This window comes from Streptomyces sp. (assembly GCF_035645055.1).
Lineage (GTDB): Bacteria > Actinomycetota > Actinomycetes > Streptomycetales > Streptomycetaceae > Streptomyces.
This window is the reverse complement of the sequence record NZ_DASQNH010000076.1, coordinates 53,581-71,366: the sequence shown is the minus strand read 5'-3', so window position 1 is coordinate 71,366 and position 17,786 is coordinate 53,581. Positions and strand designations below refer to the sequence as shown.

Here is a 17,786-nt window from a genome sequence, read left to right as displayed (position 1 = left end):
GGCCGCCGTCCCGCTTCCGCAGTCCGCATCCGCCCGGCACCGAGTCCGGTGCCGGGCGCCCGTCCGTGCCCCCGCCCCGTGGCGTCCCGGGCCAGCGCACAGGAGAACCCATGAGAGTCCTCGGCTTCGGCGACAACATCGTCGACCGGTTCGTCGACCGCGGCATCGACTACCCGGGCGGCAACAGCGTGAACGTGGCCGTCTACGCCAGACGCCTCGGCATGGAGGCGGCCTACCTCGGGGTGTTCGGCGACGACGCCCTCGGCCGCTTCCTGCGCGAGGCCATCGCGGACACCGGGGTGGCCGTCGACCGCTGCGCCGTGCGCGACGGCGAGAGCGGCGTGTCCACCCTGCGGGTCGACTCCGGCGACCGTGTCTTCCTCGGCTGGAACGGAGGCGGCGTCACCGTGCGCGAGCCGCTGGTCCTCGACAGCGGCCTGCTCGCCTACGTCTCCTCCTTCGACGTGGTGCACTCCAGCGTGTACTCGGGCAGCGAGGGCGAGCTGCCCAAGCTCGCCGGCCTCGACACACTCACGACCTTCGACCTCTCCAGCGAGGAGGAGTACCGCACACCCGGTTACCTGGACCGGGTCTGCCCGTACGCCGACCTCGTGCTGCTGTCCTGCTCCCACCTGGACGAGACGGCCACCCGGGACCTGCTGGCCGAGGCGGTGCGGCGCGGCGCCGGCCTCGCCCTCGCCACCCGCGGCGCCGAGGGCGCCGTCGCCCACGACGGCCGCACGACCGTGGCGGCGCCGGCCCGCCCCCTGAACGACGGGGCGCCCATCATCGACACGATGGGCTGCGGTGACGCCTTCCTCGCCGGTTTCGTGGTCTCGCTGCTGCGCTCGGGTTGGCGACGGCCGACCCCGCCGGACCGCCACCAGCTGGAGCGCGCGTTGTACGACGGGGCGGAGGCCGCCCATGACCAGTGCTTCACCGAGGCGGCATTCGGCCGTGGCCGGCCCACCGGCTGTGTCTAGCATGTGGACAGCCGTCGATCACGAGAAGCGAGGTACCGAGCGATGTCAGGAGAGCGGCCCCGCCCATCGGCGTCCCCGACGATCTCCGAGGTGGCCGCGGAGGCCGGGGTCGGCCGGGCGACCGCCGCCCGCACGCTCGGCGGATACGGATACGTCAGCCCGGAGCTGAAGGAGCGGGTGCTCGCCGCGGCCGAGAAACTCGGCTACCGCGCGAACGCGCTGGCCCGCAGCATGTCGACAGGGGTGACGCACACCCTCGGAGTCATCGTCGCGGACATCGGCAACCCGTTCTTCGCGGGAGTCGTACGCGGCATCTGCGACACCTCCCGCGCCCGCGGATTCGACACGCTGGTCGTCAGTACGTACGAGAGGGTCGACGAGGAGGTCGCGGCGGCCAACGTGCTCATCGACAAGCGCGTCGACGGCATGATCGTCGCGTCGGCGGCGGTCGACCGCTCCTCGGTCGGCCACATCCGCACGGCCCTCGACCGCGGGATTCCGGTGGTCCTCGTCGACCGCGCGGTGCCCTCGCTCGATCTGGACGCCGTGGTCATCGACAACCGGGACGCGGCGCGCGAGGCGGTCGAGAAGCTCGTCGCGGCCGGTCACCGGCGGATCGGATTCGTCTGGGGGCCGCCGGTGGACAAGGCTCCCGCGACCCGGCGGGAACTGATCGCCGCCGCCTCCCGGAACCTGTGGACCGACGGGGAGCGCCTGTGCGGATACCTCGACGCGCTCGACGACGCGGGCATCCCCTTCGACCCCGAACTGGTGATGGTGGGGCCGAAGGTGGAGGAACGGGCGGCCCGGGAGGTCGCCCGGATGCTCGACCTCCCCGACCGTGTCACCGCGCTGTTCTGCACCGAGACAGACGGCGTCACCGGCGCGCTGCGCGCGATCCGCGCACGGGAGTTGACCTGCCCCGGTGATGTGTCCCTGATCGGGTTCGACGACAGCGCCTGGGCCGCGGTCATGTCGCCGCCGCTGACCATGATCGAGCAGCCGGTGCACCAGCTCGGGTCCACGGCCGCCGAGGTGCTGCTCGACGTCCTCGCGGGAGCCGAGCCCCGCCGCGAGATGCACACACTGCGCACCCGCCTCGTGGAACGCTCGTCGGTGGCTGCGCCGCCCGGCCCCGGTCCGAGGGCTCCGGTGAGCGACGGACAGAGCAGGTCGCCGGCCGGTTCTCGTCGGCCCCGTCGGTACGGCTGACCAGTTGGCCGGATCGGTCACGCTGTCAGGCTGGGCCGACGACCGGACACGGCTGCGGCGACCGGGCGGATGACGAACGCGGCGCACCACCGCGGGCAGCGGTTCGATGCCGACGAGTGGGCGACGGACGTGTTCGCGCGCCGCGAGGGCCGCCGGCGGTGTGCGCTCACCCACCTCACGGCGACCGGCCCTGGCTGGACCCCGGGGGACAGGGGCAGGCAGGCCTGCCCTCCGCCGCCGGGCGGGCGCCGTTCACGCGTGGGACAGGGCGAACGAGACCAGGAATCCGCTGACCGTGACCAGCCCGATGGCCAGGTGGGCGTCTGCGAAGGCTTCCGGGATCATCGTGTCGGCGATCATGGCGAGGATGGCTCCGGCCGCCACTGCCGTGACGGCAGCGATCACGGCAGGGGAGAAGGCGCCGACGACCGTGTAGCCGAGGACGGCGGACACGGTACTGGCGGCGGCGATCGCGCCCCACACGGCGAAGACGTACGTCCTGCTCCGGCCTGCCCGTTTCATCCCCGCGGAGCTCGACAGCGCTTCCGGGACGTTACTGATGAACACGGCCACCACGGTCACCAGGCTGACCGCGCCGCCGTCCAGCAAGCTCACTCCGATCACGGCCGACTCGGGCACCCCGTCCAGCAGTGCCCCGAGCGCCAGCGCCAGCCCGGAGCCGCCCTGCTGCGCCTCGGACGGCTGCGCGTGCGACAGGTGCCGGCCCGAGCGCTTGCGGTGCCGGGCACCACGACGGGCCAGCCACAGGTTGCCGAGGGTGTAGGCGCCCGCGCCGATGATCGTACCGATCGCTGCAGGAGCCAGCCCGGCTTGATCGTACGCCTCGGCGACCAGCTCGAAGGAGACCGCGGAGATCAGCACCCCGGCGCCGAACGCCATCACCATGGCGATCACCGTCTGCGGCACCCGCAGCCCGAAGCCGATCACCGCGCCGAGCAACAGCGCCGACCCCGCCACGAGTCCCCACAGTCCCGCCTGCACCACATCGATCATGCGCTACCAGTACCCAGCGGCGGACCACTGGATGTCGGCATCGGTACGGCGCCCCTGGCGTGGATGCCAGAGGCGCCATGCTGGGTGAGGCCGGCGTCAGTCCCGCAGGCTGCCCGCCGTCTCCATCGGCTTCCCGCCGTCGCCGTCGCCGTCGGCGATCACGCCGCCGGCCGCGAGGTACGGGTTGCGGCCCTTCAGGACCGCCCAGCCGATGGCCAGGCACACGGCCCAGCCGGCACCCACGTACAGCGAGACGCGGCTGTCGGGGTCGATGGCGATGAGCACGGTCACCATGAGCAGGAACGCCACGGCGATCCAGCTGCACACGGTGCCGCCCGGGGCCGGGAACGACGAGGCCGGAAGGCGGCCGGCGACGACCGCCCGGCGGTAGAGGATGTGGCTGACGAGGATCATCAGCCAGGTCCAGATGCCGGCCGCGGTGGCCACCGAGGTGACGTATCCGAAGGCCTTCTCGGGGACGACGTAGTTGAGGACCACACCGATGCCCATGAGCGCGGCGGAGAGGGTGATGCCGATGGCCGGCGTCTTGGTGGAACTCAGCTTCCCGAGTGCCTTCGGCGCCTCGGAGTTGGCCGCCAGGCCCCGCAGCATACGACCGGTGGAGTACATGCCGGAGTTGCAGGACGACAGCGCGGCCGTCAGCACGACGAAGTTGACGATCGCCGCGCCCGCCGGGATGCCGATCTTCGCGAAGGCCGCGACGAAGGGGCTCACGCCCGCCTCGAACTCGGTCCACTTGACCACCATGAGGATCACGCTGAGCGCGCCGACGTAGAAGACGATGATCCGCCACGGCAGCGTGTTGATGGCCTTGGGGAGGGTCTTCTCCGGGTTCTCCGACTCGCCCGCCGTGACACCGACCAGCTCGACGGCGAGGTAGGCGAACATGACGCCCTGGAGGGTCATCAGGCTGGAGCCGATGCCCTTGGGGAAGATGCCGTCGTGCGCCCAGATGTTGGAGACCGCGGCGGTGTCACCGGCCTGGCTGAAGCCGAGGGTCACCACGCCGAGGCCGATCACGATCATGCCGACGAGAGCGGTGACCTTGACCATCGAGAACCAGAACTCGACCTCGCCGAAGATCTTCACCGAGATGAGGTTGGCCAGGTACAGGACGACCAGGAAGACCAGGGCGGTGACCCACTGCGGAATCCCGGGGAACCAGTAGTTCACGTAGATCGCCGCGGCCGTCAGCTCCGCCATGCCCGTGACGACCCACATGAGCCAGTACGTCCACCCGGTCACGAATCCGAAGAACGGACCGAGGAACTCACGGGCGTACTCCGCGAAGGAGCCCGACACCGGTCGGTACAGGAGCAGCTCGCCGAGCGCCCGCATGATGAAGAACACGATCACGCCCGCCAGGGCGTACATGAGGATGAGGCTGGGGCCGGCCTTCTCGATGTTCGCGCCCGCGCCCAGGAAGAGGCCCACGCCGATGGCGCCGCCGATCGCGATCATCTGGACCTGACGGCTGCCGAGGCCGCGCTCGTAGCCCTCCTCGGGAACGCCTCCCGGGGCTCCGTCGCCGTTGCTGTGCTTGTCGACCCGCACTGAGGTCATGGGTGGTGCGCCTTTCCGCTCCATACCGACCCGCGCCGTTCTCGGCGGCAGATCGGGTTCCGATCCCCCGGACACTGCTGGAGTTGCATACCGGCGGTCGGCCGGCTCAGCGCCCCTGCGCGGTCATGGGTGTCGTCCGGCAGGCGGTCGGGAAGGTGTATCACGCGGAGTGACGACTGCCTGTGACCCCGACCGCGCAGGGCAACGGACAAACTCCCCTGATTCCGGAGAATGGTGCAAGGTGGTGACCGGATCGTTATCCGGATCTGAGGATCCGCTGAGCGAACCCCACCCTGAGCTTCGGCCCGGCCGACGCACCGCCCCTCGCCGCGCGCCCCGTGCGTCACCTGGGTGCGCCCATCACCACGCCGGGTGCGACGTGCGTGATGGTGCGTCCGGGGTAAGTACACCCGCACCTCGTACAGGCCCATCACGCCGCTGATGAAGTCGGGCTGCCCGTAGTGCCAGATCTGGAGCCCGAGCCGTTCGAAGTACGACTGGGCCAGTGACCGCATGGTCTCGTCGCGGGTCTCCTGCTCCACCAGGCCCTGGAGCCAGCCCGCGCCGCCGCGGATGTCCGTCACGGCCGCGTCGAGATTTCGGTCGTTCCGGTGGCGGCAAGGCGCTCGTCGGTGACGGCGAAGAAGTGGTTCCCGAGTGAGGTGAAGGTGTGGCCCGCCACGTTCGCCGCGGTGCGGGCCAGGGCGACCGCGACCGCCTCCCGCGGCCCGTACGCGGCCAGGTCGAGCCGCTCCTCGGACAGTTCGGGCAGGTCCTCGGCGTCCATGGGGCACTCCGCGCGGCGTTCTGCGTCGATGCCGGAGAGGACACCTCCATCGCCGCCATCGACGCCGGCTCCTGGGCCGACACACGTTTCGCCGACAAGCACTTCACGTTCCGGGAGACCCCGGACGGCATTCCCGTCTCCTTGGCGGGCTCCACGTCGATGGTCGGCGGCATGGTGCGGGTGGACCCCGTCCACACCCCGGGCCACCTCCGGGGCCGCGGCTACGCGGGCGCCGAGACGGCCGAGGTGAGCGGGGCCGCGCTGACCGCGGGCGCGACGGACGTCGTCCTGTTCGCGGACCCGGCCGATGCCACCGGCAACGCCCTCCACCAGCGCCTCGGATACGTCCACGTCGCCGACTTCACCGGATACGAGTTCTCCTACGGCGCATCAGGAGCCGGTCAGGCAGGTACCTGACCGGCGCTCGGCGTCAGCCGCGGCTCGGCGGCACCGGGTCGTACGAGCCCCGGCGTCGGGCGGCGCCGGGGCGGCAGCGCAGCAGACGCGCCAGGATCAGCCGGCTGCCGCGGAGGGCGCCGTGGCGGTGGAGCGCCTTGACCGCGTAGGTGGAGCAGGTCGGGGTGTACGGGCAGCACGCCGGGCGCGCCGGACTGACCGCGACGCGGTAGTGCCGCACGAACCGGTACATCGCGGCGGCCACCCGCCCGCCCGGAACGGGCGCGGCGGGGTCCGCGCCGTGGCCGGCGGCCGCGAGCGAAGGACGCAGCACCGCGAGCAGCACGGCGGCCTGCGTCCACACGCCGCCGCAGCAGCACGGGTGTGTCAGGGTGTCCAGCGTCCCCGCGCAGCAGCCCTCGTCCTTCTCGCCGTCCGCGTCGTTCCTGCGGCCCTGTTTCCGGTTTCGCGCCATGATGTTCCATCCTCCCCGTCACGGTCGGAAGATCATACGAAGGGGCGGCCAGGGGCATCCGGAGGTGGGCCGCAGGTGACCGGTCGGCTGGACCCCGGCCCTCGGCGGGGAGTTCGCCCGGCCGTCAGCACACCGGCACCCCGGGCACCTGATTCTCCGGCGAGGTGAGGCAGAGGTTGCTCATGAAGCCGCCGTACTGCGGCAGGCAGGCCCACCATTCGTTGACGTAGGGCGGCACGCTGACCTGCTGGCCGCGCTTCTGGCGGCAAGTACTACCTGCGGCGCGGCGACGACGGGATCGCCGAGCCGCTCCTGGACGCAGACGGCAACCCCAGCGCCGTCACCTACGGCTGCCACGTGTGCCGGCAGGAGTTCGAGCGCCCGGACGTGGCCGCCTGCCCGACGCACGACGCGGTCGTCTGCTCCCTGTGCCTGAGCACCGACACCACGGGCGACCACGTGCTGCCGGCGGCTCCAGCGGTCGCCCGACCGCCGAGCAGCACTGCGGAGGCGCTGTCCGAGGGCCCGCGGACCGGCCGGGCCGCCCGGCCGCGCATCGGTCAGGCCTGCCCGCCCGTCGTGGACGCCCTACTGCTGAGCACAGGGTGAGCCAGGCCCGAGCCCGGGAGGGGTGAGACGGTAGCCGTGCCGTGGACGCGCACGCGCGGTGTGCTCGGCGGGCCGGCGGAGGCCCTTCTCGGCCCGGCGGCCGAAAAGTTGTGGTGCCCCACATGGCGCGCCCGGATTCGCCTCGCCCCTCGCGCGCCCGTCCCGACGCATGCCTATGCCACGTCCTCGGGGAAGTCCTCCTCCGGGAGGCCATCCCCGCCGCCACCCTCCGCTTCCATCATCGCGGCGCCGAACCCGCCCATGATCTCGTCGATGTTCAGCTCGGTGGCGCCGGCCGGGGCCGTGGGGGTCCAGCCCTCGCTCATCCGCACCACCAGGCCCAGCTTCTTCACCTTCGCGTTCTCGGCCAGCTTGGCAAGGTCGACGCGCACCTCGGTCAACTCGCCGTTCTTGAGCGTGAAGTCGGCCGTGACCTTGGTGTTCGGGGCGTCCTTCAAGTCCTTGCCCGTGGGCAGTTCCGCGCCCGGCGGCAACTTCTTCGCGAACGGACGGATCTCGTCGAAGAACTCCGTGACCAGCGTGCGGAACGGAGCCGTGGCGGTGATGTGCTCGGAGCCGTCCTTGTCACCGGCGCTCTTGAAGTCGACCTCGCGGGCGATGGTCTCGCGCAGTGCCTCCAGCAGTTGCTGCTGAGTCTTGGCGTCGAGGGTGGGCTCCGGCGAGGGCTTCGCGCCGGGCTCCGCCCCCATCTCGGCGGCGGTCCTCTCCATCTCCTTCATGTCGATCTTCACCCACTTGCCCTCAAGGACATCCTTGAGCCCGCCCGCCTCCGGGGGCAGGTCCTTCGCCGACGGCAGGGGGGCGCCCATCGCCTTGCCGAGGGAGTCCATGTCGGAGCGGATGTAGGTGTAGTCACCGATGACCCGGTACTCGATGAGGTCGCCGTCCTTGGTGCTGACCTTCATGGCCATGCCGACGTAGTCCTTCTCGCCGGACTCGTCGAGCGGCTTCTTCGACTGCACGGTGACACTGATCTTCGCGCCGGTGAGCAGGTCGGCGACCTCGTCGGGCAACTCGTCGCCGGGCTCCGAGCCCGTCGAGGAGTCCAGCGCCCGCAGGCTCTGCGCGTCGGTGTCGAGGCCGAACTCGAAGGAGATCGACTTCTCGTTGCCGAGCTTCTCGAAGGCCTCGTCGAGCTTCTTCCCGGCGGACAGCTGCTCCACGGTGCCGCAGGCGGCCGAACCCGCCAGGACGGCGCCGACGACTGCGGTGGCGGTCAGGGTCTTACGTATCGCGGTGATGATGGTCTCCTCGTCAGTGCGATCACGGCGTGATCGTTGGCAAGACCCGTGACGCCGCCGAATGGTTGCCCCGCCGATTCGACGCGGTGGGCCGCGGGGCCCCGCGTACCCCGCCGACTCCGCCGGCCGCGGCCGCGACCGCGGGACGACGCCCGTCCAGGACCGTGGTCCTCCGTCCTGGTCCGCCACCGGCCCTTGGCTGTGCCCGGCCCCGGCCGGATCCCGCCCGTGCTGGGCGTGTTGGGCGCTCCCGGGCGGCGTATGCGGAGCCTTCGGGGTTACCAGGAAGATATGGCGAGGCTGCATCTTCCAGGGGACCACGGCGGCGACGGGGCGCGGGCATCCAAGGTGCCGACGCCCGAGGAGGCCGGTCCCGGGCCCGAGGTGGAGCGTCGGGGACCGGATGCGCCCACGAAGCTGCCCAAGCGGGCCTGGGGAGCCGTTCTCAGGGGCACCGCGCGGGAGTTCAGGGACGATGGCCTGACCGACCGCGCCGCGGCTCTGACGTACTACGGCGTGCTGTCGCTGTTCCCGGCGCTGCTGGTGCTCGTCTCCCTGCTCGGCATCGCCGGCGAGTCGGCCACGGACACCGTGCTCGACAACCTTGAGCAGCTCACCCCCGGCGCGGCCCGCGCCATCATCACCGGGGCCGTGGAGCAGCTTCAGGGGAACGCCGGCGTCGGGTCCGTCATGGCGATCGCGGGCCTGGCACTGGCCGTCTGGTCGGCCTCCGGTTACGTCGCCGCGTTCATCCGGACCTCCAACGCCGTCTACGACATGCCGGAAGGCCGCCCGGTGTGGAAGATCCTGCCGATCCGCGTCGCGCTGACGGTCGCGCTGATGGTGCTGACGGTGATCAGTGCGCTGATCGTGGTCTTCACCGGCGGTCTGGCCCGCCGGGCCGGGCAGGCTCTCGGCATCGGGGACACCGCGCTGACGGTGTGGTCGATCGCCAAGTGGCCCGTCCTGGTCGTCCTGGTCACGATCATGATCACGATCTTGTACTGGGCGAGCCCGAACGCCAGGGTCAAGGGCTTTCGGTGGATCACCCCCGGCAGCGCTCTGGCCCTGGTGCTCTGGATGATCGCCTCGGCCGGGTTCGCGATCTACGTCGCGAGCTTCGCGTCCTACAACAGGACCTACGGCACCATGGCCGGCGTCATCGTCTTCCTCGTCTGGCTGTGGATCACCAACCTGGCCATCCTGCTGGGCCTGGAGTTCGACGCGGAGATCGTACGGCAGCGGGCCATCGCGGGCGGGCTGCCGCCGGGCAGGGAGCCCTACACCGAGCCGCGCGACACCCGGACGTGGGACGAAGAGGATGTGCGCCGGCTGGACGACGCGTGACCGGCGCGCGGCACGCCGGGCGAGTTGATCAGGCCCACGGCGGCTTGCTTCGGCGCACTGTGGGATACACGCAGTTCATGAGAATGCCGATGGAGCTGGGCGAGGTCGACCGAGTGGTGACGCAGCGGGCGGCTTCCCGTATCCCGCCGGGCGTCGGCAAGGCGCTCTCAGCGGTGGAGGAGGCCGCTGAGAGCACCAAGCTGTGGTGCGGCGCCGCAGCGGTGATGGCATCGCTGGGCGGATGGCGCGGGCGCAGGGCGGCGGCCGCGGGGGTGACCGCCCTGGTGGTCGCGCAGCTGATCTCGAACGGCCTGTGCAAGCAACTGGCCGACCGGCCCCGGCCGCCCAAGGAGTGGTTCCCTCACGACGAGGTCGACGACCGCCCCGACTCCTCCTCCTTCCCGTCCGGGCACACCGCGGCCGCGGTGGCGTTCACCGCCGCCGTGGCACCCGCATGGCCCGCCGCAGGGGCGGCGTGCGCGGTGCCCGCCGCCATGGTGGCGCTCGAGCGGGTGCAAAGCGGCGCCCACTACCCCAGCGACGTCGCCGCCGGAGCCGTCATCGGCCTGGCCACCGCCTGGCTCACCCGCCGTGCTCCCCGCCTGATCCTGCGCCGCTGGATCCGGCAGTCCCCGGCAGGTGGGCCGAGTGGACTCGAAGAGATCTTGCCGAAGCCACGGTGACGGGACTCCGTGGCCGATGCCGGCGGTGTGCCGATCCGGTGTGCGGCCTCCCGTGGCCGGCGGGGCAGCCCCCGAGGGGGCTGCGGTGTCGTCGGGGGACGGGTCACCAGTAGTGCCGGCGGCCGCCGACCGAGTGTCCCAGGGATCCCGCGATCCACAGGATCGCGCCGATGACTACCAGGATGATCCCGATTGTCCACAGGATCGATATACCGGTGAGGAATCCAACGACCAGCAGGATGATTCCGAGGAGGAGCATGACCGCCTCCAATGACGACAGTGCTGCTACCACTGTGGACCGCAGTACCCCTTTTGGGAAGTTTTTACCACCACGGGTGTGCTGGAGCGGGTGTCAGGACTGTACGGCGGCGTCGAGGAGGGGGCCGAGTTCGCGGACGGCTGTGGTGAGGGGCCGTACGTCCCGTTCGGCGCGCGCCATCAGGATCGCGCCCTCCAGGGTGCTGATCATCAAGGTGGCCAGCGACTCCGCACGGGCCGCGGGCACTCCCATGTCCGTCAGCGCGTCGGCGAGGGGTGCCCGCCAGGTCGCGAAGGCGGCTGCCGCCGCCGTGCGGGTGGAGTCGCCGGAGGACGCGCAGTCGACGGTGGCGGCGGCGACCGGACAGCCCGCCTCGAAGCCGTCCGTGGTGTACTCGTCGGTCCACTGGGCGGCCATCGCCGCGAAGAGGCCGCTCGGCGTCGGCTGGTCGAGCCCCGCCTGGAAGCGGGCGATCCGCTTGCCCGCGTACCGGCCGGCCCACGCGAGTGCTTCGTTGACCAGCTGTTCCTTGCCGCCCGGGAAGTAGTGCTGCAGCGAGCCGCGTGGTGCGTCCGCGTGTGCGGCCACCTCGCGCATACCGGTCGCGGTGACCCCGCCCCGCCGGATGAGCTGGGCCGCGCTGAAGACCATCCGTTCCCGCGGTCCGGGCCGCGTCCGAGTCATCACCGGCCTCCCTTCCTCTTGCTCCGCACTCTATGACCGCCGTCATAGAGGCCGCTACTATGACGTCTGTCATAGTCGGCGCGTGGCGCGAAGGGGGCCTGTCGTGCCTGTCGGATTCATCGGTCTCGGAGTGATGGGCCGGCCCATGGCCCTGCGGCTGGCGTCCGCCGGCACCCCACTGGTGGTGTGGAACCGCACTCCGGAACGCGCCCAGCCCCTGCGGGCGGCCGGGGCCGAGGTCGCGCCGGACGCCGCCGAGGTGTTCGCGCGGACGCGAACCGTGCTGCTGATGCTCGCCGACGAGCCCGCGGTGGACGCGGTGCTCGCCCGGGGCACACCCGGGTTCGCCGCCCGGGTCGCGGGCCGGACCGTCGTGCACATGGGGACGACTTCGCCCGAGTACTCGCAGGTTCTGGAGGCCGGCATCCGCGCGGTCGGCGGCCGGTACGTCGAGGCGCCCGTCTCCGGTTCCCGGGTGCCGGCGGAGCGGGGGCAGCTGGTCGCCATGCTCGCCGGCGAGGAAGGCGCTGTGGCCGCCGTACGGCCGCTGCTCGCGCCGATGTGCCGGGAGACGTTCGTGTGTGGACCGGCGCCGAGGGCGTCGCTCATGAAACTGTCGGTGAACCTCTTTCTGATCACCCTGGTGACGGGGCTGGCCGAGGCGTTCCACTTCGCCGAACGGCAGGGTCTGGACCGCCGGCTCTTCCTGGACGTTCTGGACGCGGGCCCGATGGCGAGCGGCGTGTCCCGGATGAAGTCGCCCAAGCTGTGCGAGCGCGACTTCGCGGTGCAGGCGGCGGCGCTGGACGTGCTGAAGAACAACCGGCTGATCGCCGAGGCGGCCCGCACGGCGGGCCTCGCCTCACCGCTCCTGGACGTCTGCCACTCCCTGTTCGAGGAGACGGTGGCGCGGGGGCACGGCGGCGAGGACATGATCGCCGTGCTGCGGGCGATCGAGGCACGGACCGCCGAGGCACCGTAGGCGGGCGCCCCCTGGGCAGCACCTCGGCCGGGGAGCCGATGGATCGGTGCTCATCCGGGTACGTGCGAAAGCCCCTCGGCGCATCGCGCTGAGGGGCCTGCCACACGCCGGGAGGCGGTAGACGGTCAGACGCCGGCGATCGACTGGATCCAGGAGCGGTACGCCGTCACGTTGGTGTACGCCGTGGTGGTCTGGCGGTCGCTGGTGGATGCCACACCCACCTGGACGCCGCTCGCCATCATCGGGCCGCCGGAGTCGCCGCCGGCGGTGATGCCGTCACCTCGGCGGGCGCAGATCGCCGAGCCGCCGTAGGCGTCACCGCAGCCTCCGGTGACCGTGACGTTGGCGACCTTCAGGTACCGCGACTGGCAGTTGGCCTCCGAGCCGCACTGGGAGGTGGCGCCCCAGCCGTACACCTGCACGTTCTGACCGACCCTCACCGACCCCGGCTGCCCGAGGCGGGCGTAGGTCGTCGACACGGAACGGTCGAGACGGACGAGCGCCAGGTCCGCGCTGTGGGTGTACGTCTGCACGCCGTTCGCCACTGTGCCGCCGCTGTACTGGTCCAGGCTGCCGATGCGGAACGACAGCCCGCCGCCGGTGACGCAGTGCTTGGCGGTGAGGATCCACGTCGGCGCGATGATGGTCGCCGAACAGGTCTCTCTGCCGTTCGACAGGAGTCGGGCGGCCCACGGGCCGCTGGTGGCCTGGCCGCCGCCGATGATGGGCTGGGCAGCCGTGGTGGCCGGGGGCGCCGGTGCCGCGGTGGCGGTGGGGGCGAGAAGCCCGAGGGCGGAGATCGCTGCGGCGGCGAGAGCGGGCACGAGCCTCGATATGCGCAAGGTTCCTCGATTCGGAAGACACGTCGGGGGGCGTGTATGTGTGGGGAGTGACGGCCCACCAGGGCCGTGACCACGGCGAACGTCCGCGTCGAGGGCGGCGGTTCGAGGTGGACGCGACTCAGCATCCCGAAGGATCGGTGAAAGCGGGACTATCTCTTGGCCATAACGTGGTGTTATGTCCGGCACCCGGCGGGGGAGATGAAGAGGGCCGCCGGGGGACGGGCTCGGCCATACGACGAAGGGGCGGAACGCCGATGGAGGGCAAGGACCCTTGGATCAAGCCGCTGCGCGGTGCCGCGGAGCCTCGCGCGCGTGTGTTGTTCCTTCCGCACGCCGGAGGCGCAGCCTCGTTCTACGCGCCGTTCGCGTGGCGGTTCCCCGACGGGTACGACGTCGCGGCCGTGCAGTACCCGGGGCGGCAGGAGCGTTTCGGTGAACCGTTCGTGACGACCGTCGAGGGCCTCGCCGAGCGGTTGCTGCCCTCCCTGCGGCGCTGGGCGGCGGAGCCGGTGCCGCTCGTGCTCGTCGGTCACAGCATGGGGGCGTCCGTCGCCTTCGAGTCGGTGCTTCGGCTCGGGAGCGACCGGTTGACCGCACGCTGCCGCCTCGTCGTCTCCGGCCGTGCCGCCCCGTCGGCCGGGCGAGAGACCCCGGCGTTCGATTCCGACCAGGATCTTGTCGACCACCTCGCGCGTCTCGGCGGGACCGACGCGGCGATCTTCAGCAGTCCGGACCTGATGGAACTGGTACTGCCCGCCGTACGCAGTGACTACCGGGCGGTAGCCCGGTATCGGCCGGTCCCCGAGGCGGTGGTGGACACCCCCGTCCTCTGCCTGACCGGGGACGGGGATCCGCAGGTGACCCCGGAGGAGGCCGCAGCCTGGAAGAGTCACACCACGGCCGGCTTCCGGCTGGAAATCCTCCCTGGCGGACATTTCTTCCTGACGGACCATCCGGACACCGTCGTGGGGCTCGTCACCCAGTGCGCCGACATCGGCGATCGGTGACCGGCGGCGAGCCTCCGGCGTGCCGGAGGCTCGCCGAGCTGCTGTGACTCCGCTGATGGGCGCCCGCGCGCGCGGGTGACCGCGCGCGGCGGTGGTTTCCTGCGCGCGCCGGGTCGGTCTCGGGCCGTGGCACCTCCGAGGACCGGGAAACCGGGCGGGGATCGGCGGAACGATCACCTGACTTGTCCGAAAACCGGCGGTGCGTCGACCGGCGATCCAGGCGGAGGACGCGGGGTTGACGGCGGCCGAACGCCGAGGTGCCGAGGCCGTGTCAATTCACTTCCGCGCCAACAGGTTTGGTCGTGGCACGACGGGATACACGCCCTTCTCAGGGGGTTGCCCGAAGGGCCGTCTCCCCTTCGATTTCGGGGGGTTGCCATCGCGTGACCCAACGTGAAAACTGTGAGCGCACTCGGCCCGGATGGATCGAGTCGAAGCGCGTTCTTGGCACCTGAAGTGCTGAATCGTGGGACAGGGGAGTTCCGCGCGGGGATGCTGCGCGGGAGAAGTCACTGGGGGATGTGGTGGTGTCTGTTTGGTGCCCGGGGCACGTGCTGCCAGGCTGCGCACGTGCGGGCCTGTCCGCCGCTCGGCGGGCGTCCGGACCGCTCGGAACCGCCGCACCGCCGTCCGGAATCTGCCCTCAGGTCTGCTGACCTCCCAGGGGTCGGCCTTCCACGAGCGGGCGGCCCGGCCGGGTCGCTCCCGAGCCGGCCGGCCCGGCCGGGCCACGCATCGGCCACCTGGCGCGGAGCGAGAGCTGCCCCGCGGTGCCACGCCGGCCGTTCCCATGACGGCCGGCGCTGCCCGCGGCGAACCACGGCACCGTCGGTGACCCACCGCCGGGCCCGCGCGTTCTCACCCAAGGAGAAACGGTGACAAGCACACAACTGACCGCGGCCGAATCGCCGCTGGACGCGTTACCCGGGCGGTGGCGGACCTTACGCGACGCGGGCCCCGTGACGTACGACGAGGACCGGCGGCAGTGGCATGTCGTGGACCACCAGGGTGTCTCGGCCGTACTCGCCGACCCGGCGACGTACTCCTCCGACATGACGCCGATCGCCCCCACCCAGGAGGACTTCGAGGCCTTCCGGCAGGGCAACTTCGTCGGCATGGACCCGCCGGAACACCGCCAACTCCGCACCCTGGTGAGCCAGGCCTTCACCCCCAGAGTGGTCCACGGGCTCGCTCCGCGCATCGAGGCCGTCTGCGCGCGACTGCTCGACGGCGTCGCCGACCGCGACCGGTTCGACCTGGTCGACACCCTCGCCTACCCGCTGCCGATCATCGTGATCGCCGAACTCCTCGGTATCCCCGCCGAGGACCACAGGCTGTTCCAGGAGTGGGCAGCCACCCTCTTCGGCGGCGACCAGCTCGGCGACAGCCTCGACATGGCCGACCTGGAACGCGCGCTGGAGGCCATCGCCCCGACCGTGCGCGAGATGAACGGTTACGTGCTGGACCACATCCGGCACCGCCGTGCCCATCCCGGCGACGACCTCACCAGCAGGCTCCTCACCGCCGAGGTCGACGGAACGCGGCTGAGGGACCAGGAGATCGTCGGGTTCGTCGCCCTGCTGCTGGTCGCCGGGCACATCACCACCACCGCGCTGCTCGGCAACGCCGTGGTCACCTTCGACCGGCATCCCGGCACGCTCGCCGCACTGCGGGAGAACCCCGATCGGATACCGGACGCCGTCGAGGAAGTCCTGCGCTGGCTGCCGCCCTTCCCCGAACTGGGGCGGCGCACCACCCGGCCGGTGGTGCTCGGCGGCCATGACCTCCCGGCCGACACCCTGCTCATGGTGCACCTGGGGGCCGCCAACCGTGACCCCTCCCGTTTCACCTCCCCGGACGTCTTCGACGCGGCCCGCAGCCCCAATCCGCATCTGACCTTCGGCCACGGCATCCACTTCTGTTTCGGCGCCCCCCTGGCCCGGCTGGAAGCGCGTATCGCGCTGCAGATGCTGATGGAACGTTTCTCCACCCTCGCGGTGCCTTCGTATGACGACGTCACGTACCAGAACCCGGCCGTCATCGTCGGCGTACGTCACCTGCCGATCGCCGTCACCAGGCCGTAACGCGTCGACGCGCACGTCCCGCACCGCTCACCCGCGGGCCGGCCGCGTCCCCCCGCACCCGCACTCACCAGGAGTCACCTCCCCATGCCGTACCCGACCGCCGCTCCGGCCGCCGACAGGCCGTCGACCTCCCCGCACCTGGAGTTGAGGAACCGCCTCGACTCCCTCGCGCGCGCCCACCGCGTGCCCGGCGCCCAGCTGGCCGTCCACACCGGCACGCACCTGCTCAGCGTGCACACCGGGACGGCCGACGCCCTGACGGGTTCCCCGTTCACCGCGGAGACGGCCGTCCCCCTGGGCTCCGTCACCAAGGTCGCCACGGCCGCGGCGCTCCTGCTCCTCGCCGACGACGGGGACCTGGACCTGGACGAGCCCGTCGTCGAACTGCTGCCCGTCTTCAGTGACGTACCCGAGGTGACCGTGCGTCACCTGCTCAGTCACACCGCCGGCCTGCCCACCGGACCCGACTCCGACAGCGCCGCGGGCGCCACCGTCTCCCGTTACCTCTCGGCGGTCTGCACCGCGCGAAACGCCCTGTTCCCGCCGGGCAGCGGCTTCTCGTACTCCAACGCCGGCTATGTCGCCGCCGGCCGCGTCCTGTCCGAAGTGACGGGCATGACCTGGCAGGAGGCGCTCGGAGCGATGCTCCTGGAGCCGCTGGGCATCGTCCCCGCGTTCCTCGGCGACACCACCTCCGCGCGGCCGGTCGCCACCGGCCACGCCCTCAACACGGCCACCGGCCTGGTGCGCCCGGCCCACCAGAACCTCGCCCCGGTGGAGGCCCCGGCCGGAGCCCTGCTGGCGAGCGCCGAGGATCTGGTCGCCCTGGGCCGGGCCGTGGTCGGCCGGTCCGCCGTGCTGCCCGCCACCGTCGCCGACCTGATGCGCCGACCCGAACCCGCCGCCGACCCCGGTGCCCTGGCCGACTCCTGGGGCCTGGGCCTCGCCCTCTTCCGGCAGGACGGCCGGATGTGGTGCGGCCACGACGGGAACGCCCAGGGGACCTCCTGCCACCTGCGGGCGGACCCGGACAGCGGCGTCGTCGTCGCCTTCACCGGCAACGCCGGCGCTGCCACCGCCCTGTGGCGCGACCTCACCGCGGAACTCGCCCGGCTCACCGGCATCCGGGTGCCCGCCACCCCGGCCGCCGACGTCCACCGCGGACCCGCCGTACCGCTCCCGGACTGCGCCGGAACCTACCGCAACGGGAGTACCGAGTACGCGGTCAAGCTCGACGGGGACGGCAAGCCGACCCTGTCCGTCGACGGGGACTACCCCATCCCGCTGCTGTGCCACGCGGACCTGTCCTACGACCTGGTGGACCCGGCGACCGGCCGGGTCGAACCGGGCGGTCGCTTCCACCGGGACCCCGCCACCGGGGCCATCGACCGCCTGCAGATCTCCGGACGCACCGCGCGCCGCACCGGCTCCGTCTGACCGCGCCGCACCGGCACCGTCCGACCGCGCCCCGCGCCCCGCACCCGCCCCCGTACGCAAGGACCCCCGCACCCCTCCCATGTGCCCCGATGGCCGCCCGAGACCGGCGCGCCGGGTCCGCGCGCCGTCCCACGCCGAA

The 17,786-nt window shown here is 71.8% G+C and carries 16 protein-coding genes and 2 pseudogenes; 10 read left to right on the top strand and 8 right to left on the bottom strand.

All coding sequences use genetic code 11. The annotated features are described in order from the left end of the window. Positions 1 to 110 precede the first annotated feature (110 nt). On the top strand, positions 111 to 983 hold the full coding sequence (locus tag VE614_RS24345) for a PfkB family carbohydrate kinase (RefSeq protein WP_324941024.1): 873 nt from the start codon (positions 111 to 113) through the stop codon (positions 981 to 983). Between the two features lie 42 nt (positions 984 to 1,025). Beyond that, complete coding sequence (locus tag VE614_RS24340; protein ID WP_324941021.1) at positions 1,026 to 2,195, top strand: LacI family DNA-binding transcriptional regulator; 1,170 nt, start codon at positions 1,026 to 1,028, stop codon at positions 2,193 to 2,195. Between the two features lie 252 nt (positions 2,196 to 2,447). On the opposite strand, the gene VE614_RS24335 is transcribed toward VE614_RS24340, so the two are convergent. The 3 genes from VE614_RS24335 to VE614_RS24325 form a co-directional block, all read right to left on the bottom strand. Next, positions 2,448 to 3,209 carry a ZIP family zinc transporter gene (locus VE614_RS24335; RefSeq protein ID WP_324941018.1) on the bottom strand — a complete coding sequence of 254 codons (762 nt, stop codon included), beginning with the start codon at positions 3,207 to 3,209 and terminating at the stop codon, positions 2,448 to 2,450. A gap of 96 nt (positions 3,210 to 3,305) precedes the next feature. Next, entirely contained in the window at positions 3,306 to 4,793 is a 1,488-nt protein-coding gene (locus VE614_RS24330; RefSeq protein WP_324941015.1) for an amino acid permease, read from the bottom strand. Positions 4,794 to 5,373: 580 nt separating this feature from the next. Then, positions 5,374 to 5,580 (bottom strand): hypothetical protein, encoded by a 207-nt coding sequence (locus tag VE614_RS24325; RefSeq protein ID WP_324942034.1) that lies wholly within the window; start codon positions 5,578 to 5,580, stop codon positions 5,374 to 5,376. Positions 5,581 to 5,598: 18 nt separating this feature from the next. Here VE614_RS24325 and VE614_RS24320 point away from each other — a divergent pair. After that, positions 5,599 to 5,997 (top strand): annotated as a pseudogene (locus tag VE614_RS24320) (GNAT family N-acetyltransferase); the annotation flags it as partial. A gap of 13 nt (positions 5,998 to 6,010) precedes the next feature. Here the strand turns inward: VE614_RS24320 and yidD are convergent. Then, a complete protein-coding gene (yidD, locus tag VE614_RS24315) occupies positions 6,011 to 6,451 on the bottom strand; it encodes a membrane protein insertion efficiency factor YidD (RefSeq protein WP_324941012.1) in 441 nt (146 codons plus the stop codon). A gap of 264 nt (positions 6,452 to 6,715) precedes the next feature. Between yidD and VE614_RS24310 the strand changes: the two are divergent. Then, positions 6,716 to 6,934, top strand: a pseudogene (locus VE614_RS24310) (allantoin permease); the annotation flags it as partial. A gap of 299 nt (positions 6,935 to 7,233) precedes the next feature. Here VE614_RS24310 and VE614_RS24305 read toward each other — a convergent pair. After that, positions 7,234 to 8,244, bottom strand: a complete 1,011-nt coding sequence (locus VE614_RS24305; protein WP_324941009.1) for a hypothetical protein — start codon at positions 8,242 to 8,244, stop codon at positions 7,234 to 7,236. 369 nt (positions 8,245 to 8,613) lie between these two features. On the opposite strand from VE614_RS24305, the gene VE614_RS24300 reads away from it, so the two are divergent. Beyond that, positions 8,614 to 9,669: a YihY/virulence factor BrkB family protein gene (locus tag VE614_RS24300; RefSeq protein ID WP_324941006.1), complete on the top strand. Its 1,056-nt coding sequence runs from the start codon at positions 8,614 to 8,616 to the stop codon at positions 9,667 to 9,669. Positions 9,670 to 9,746: 77 nt separating this feature from the next. After that, positions 9,747 to 10,352 carry a phosphatase PAP2 family protein gene (locus VE614_RS24295; protein ID WP_324941003.1) on the top strand — a complete coding sequence of 202 codons (606 nt, stop codon included), beginning with the start codon at positions 9,747 to 9,749 and terminating at the stop codon, positions 10,350 to 10,352. Positions 10,353 to 10,455: 103 nt separating this feature from the next. Here VE614_RS24295 and VE614_RS24290 read toward each other — a convergent pair whose 3' ends face one another. After that, the gene (locus VE614_RS24290) at positions 10,456 to 10,611 is read right to left on the bottom strand and encodes a DUF6131 family protein (protein ID WP_324941000.1); all 156 of its coding nucleotides are present in this window, start codon (positions 10,609 to 10,611) and stop codon (positions 10,456 to 10,458) included. A 93-nt stretch (positions 10,612 to 10,704) separates the two neighbouring features. After that, the gene (locus VE614_RS24285; RefSeq protein WP_324940998.1) at positions 10,705 to 11,295 is read right to left on the bottom strand and encodes a TetR/AcrR family transcriptional regulator; all 591 of its coding nucleotides are present in this window, start codon (positions 11,293 to 11,295) and stop codon (positions 10,705 to 10,707) included. Positions 11,296 to 11,398: 103 nt separating this feature from the next. Between VE614_RS24285 and VE614_RS24280 the strand changes: the two genes are divergently transcribed. After that, positions 11,399 to 12,277 carry an NAD(P)-dependent oxidoreductase gene (locus VE614_RS24280; RefSeq protein ID WP_324940995.1) on the top strand — a complete coding sequence of 293 codons (879 nt, stop codon included), beginning with the start codon at positions 11,399 to 11,401 and terminating at the stop codon, positions 12,275 to 12,277. A 125-nt stretch (positions 12,278 to 12,402) separates the two neighbouring features. On the opposite strand, the gene VE614_RS24275 is transcribed toward VE614_RS24280, so the two are convergent. Continuing rightward, on the bottom strand, positions 12,403 to 13,119 hold the full coding sequence (locus tag VE614_RS24275) for a S1 family peptidase (protein ID WP_324940992.1): 717 nt from the start codon (positions 13,117 to 13,119) through the stop codon (positions 12,403 to 12,405). 254 nt (positions 13,120 to 13,373) lie between these two features. Here VE614_RS24275 and VE614_RS24270 point away from each other — a divergent pair, with 254 nt between their 5' ends. The 3 genes from VE614_RS24270 (at position 13,374) to VE614_RS24260 (ending at position 17,647) form a co-directional block, all read left to right on the top strand. Next, on the top strand, positions 13,374 to 14,126 hold the full coding sequence (locus tag VE614_RS24270; protein WP_324940990.1) for a thioesterase II family protein: 753 nt from the start codon (positions 13,374 to 13,376) through the stop codon (positions 14,124 to 14,126). 875 nt (positions 14,127 to 15,001) lie between these two features. After that, positions 15,002 to 16,210 carry a cytochrome P450 gene (locus VE614_RS24265; protein WP_324940988.1) on the top strand — a complete coding sequence of 403 codons (1,209 nt, stop codon included), beginning with the start codon at positions 15,002 to 15,004 and terminating at the stop codon, positions 16,208 to 16,210. An 84-nt stretch (positions 16,211 to 16,294) separates the two neighbouring features. After that, positions 16,295 to 17,647 carry a serine hydrolase domain-containing protein gene (locus VE614_RS24260; RefSeq protein WP_324940986.1) on the top strand — a complete coding sequence of 451 codons (1,353 nt, stop codon included), beginning with the start codon at positions 16,295 to 16,297 and terminating at the stop codon, positions 17,645 to 17,647. The last annotated feature ends 139 nt before the right edge of the window (positions 17,648 to 17,786 follow it).

Bases quoted from the DNA above. Each gene is read 5' to 3' on its own strand.
- VE614_RS24340 (WP_324941021.1), top strand. From the start codon at position 1,026: ATGTCAGGAGAGCGGCCCCGCCCATCGGCGTCCCCGACGATCTCCGAG.
- VE614_RS24260 (WP_324940986.1), top strand. From the start codon at position 16,295: ATGCCGTACCCGACCGCCGCTCCGGCCGCCGACAGGCCGTCGACCTCC.
- VE614_RS24345 (WP_324941024.1), top strand. From the start codon at position 111: ATGAGAGTCCTCGGCTTCGGCGACAACATCGTCGACCGGTTCGTCGAC.
- VE614_RS24335 (WP_324941018.1), bottom strand. From the start codon at position 3,209: ATGATCGATGTGGTGCAGGCGGGACTGTGGGGACTCGTGGCGGGGTCG.
- VE614_RS24300 (WP_324941006.1), top strand. From the start codon at position 8,614: ATGGCGAGGCTGCATCTTCCAGGGGACCACGGCGGCGACGGGGCGCGG.
- VE614_RS24270 (WP_324940990.1), top strand. From the start codon at position 13,374: ATGGAGGGCAAGGACCCTTGGATCAAGCCGCTGCGCGGTGCCGCGGAG.
- VE614_RS24290 (WP_324941000.1), bottom strand. From the start codon at position 10,611: ATGCTCCTCCTCGGAATCATCCTGCTGGTCGTTGGATTCCTCACCGGT.
- VE614_RS24325 (WP_324942034.1), bottom strand. From the start codon at position 5,580: ATGGACGCCGAGGACCTGCCCGAACTGTCCGAGGAGCGGCTCGACCTG.
- VE614_RS24330 (WP_324941015.1), bottom strand. From the start codon at position 4,793: ATGACCTCAGTGCGGGTCGACAAGCACAGCAACGGCGACGGAGCCCCG.
- yidD (WP_324941012.1), bottom strand. From the start codon at position 6,451: ATGGCGCGAAACCGGAAACAGGGCCGCAGGAACGACGCGGACGGCGAG.
- VE614_RS24285 (WP_324940998.1), bottom strand. From the start codon at position 11,295: ATGACTCGGACGCGGCCCGGACCGCGGGAACGGATGGTCTTCAGCGCG.
- VE614_RS24295 (WP_324941003.1), top strand. From the start codon at position 9,747: ATGAGAATGCCGATGGAGCTGGGCGAGGTCGACCGAGTGGTGACGCAG.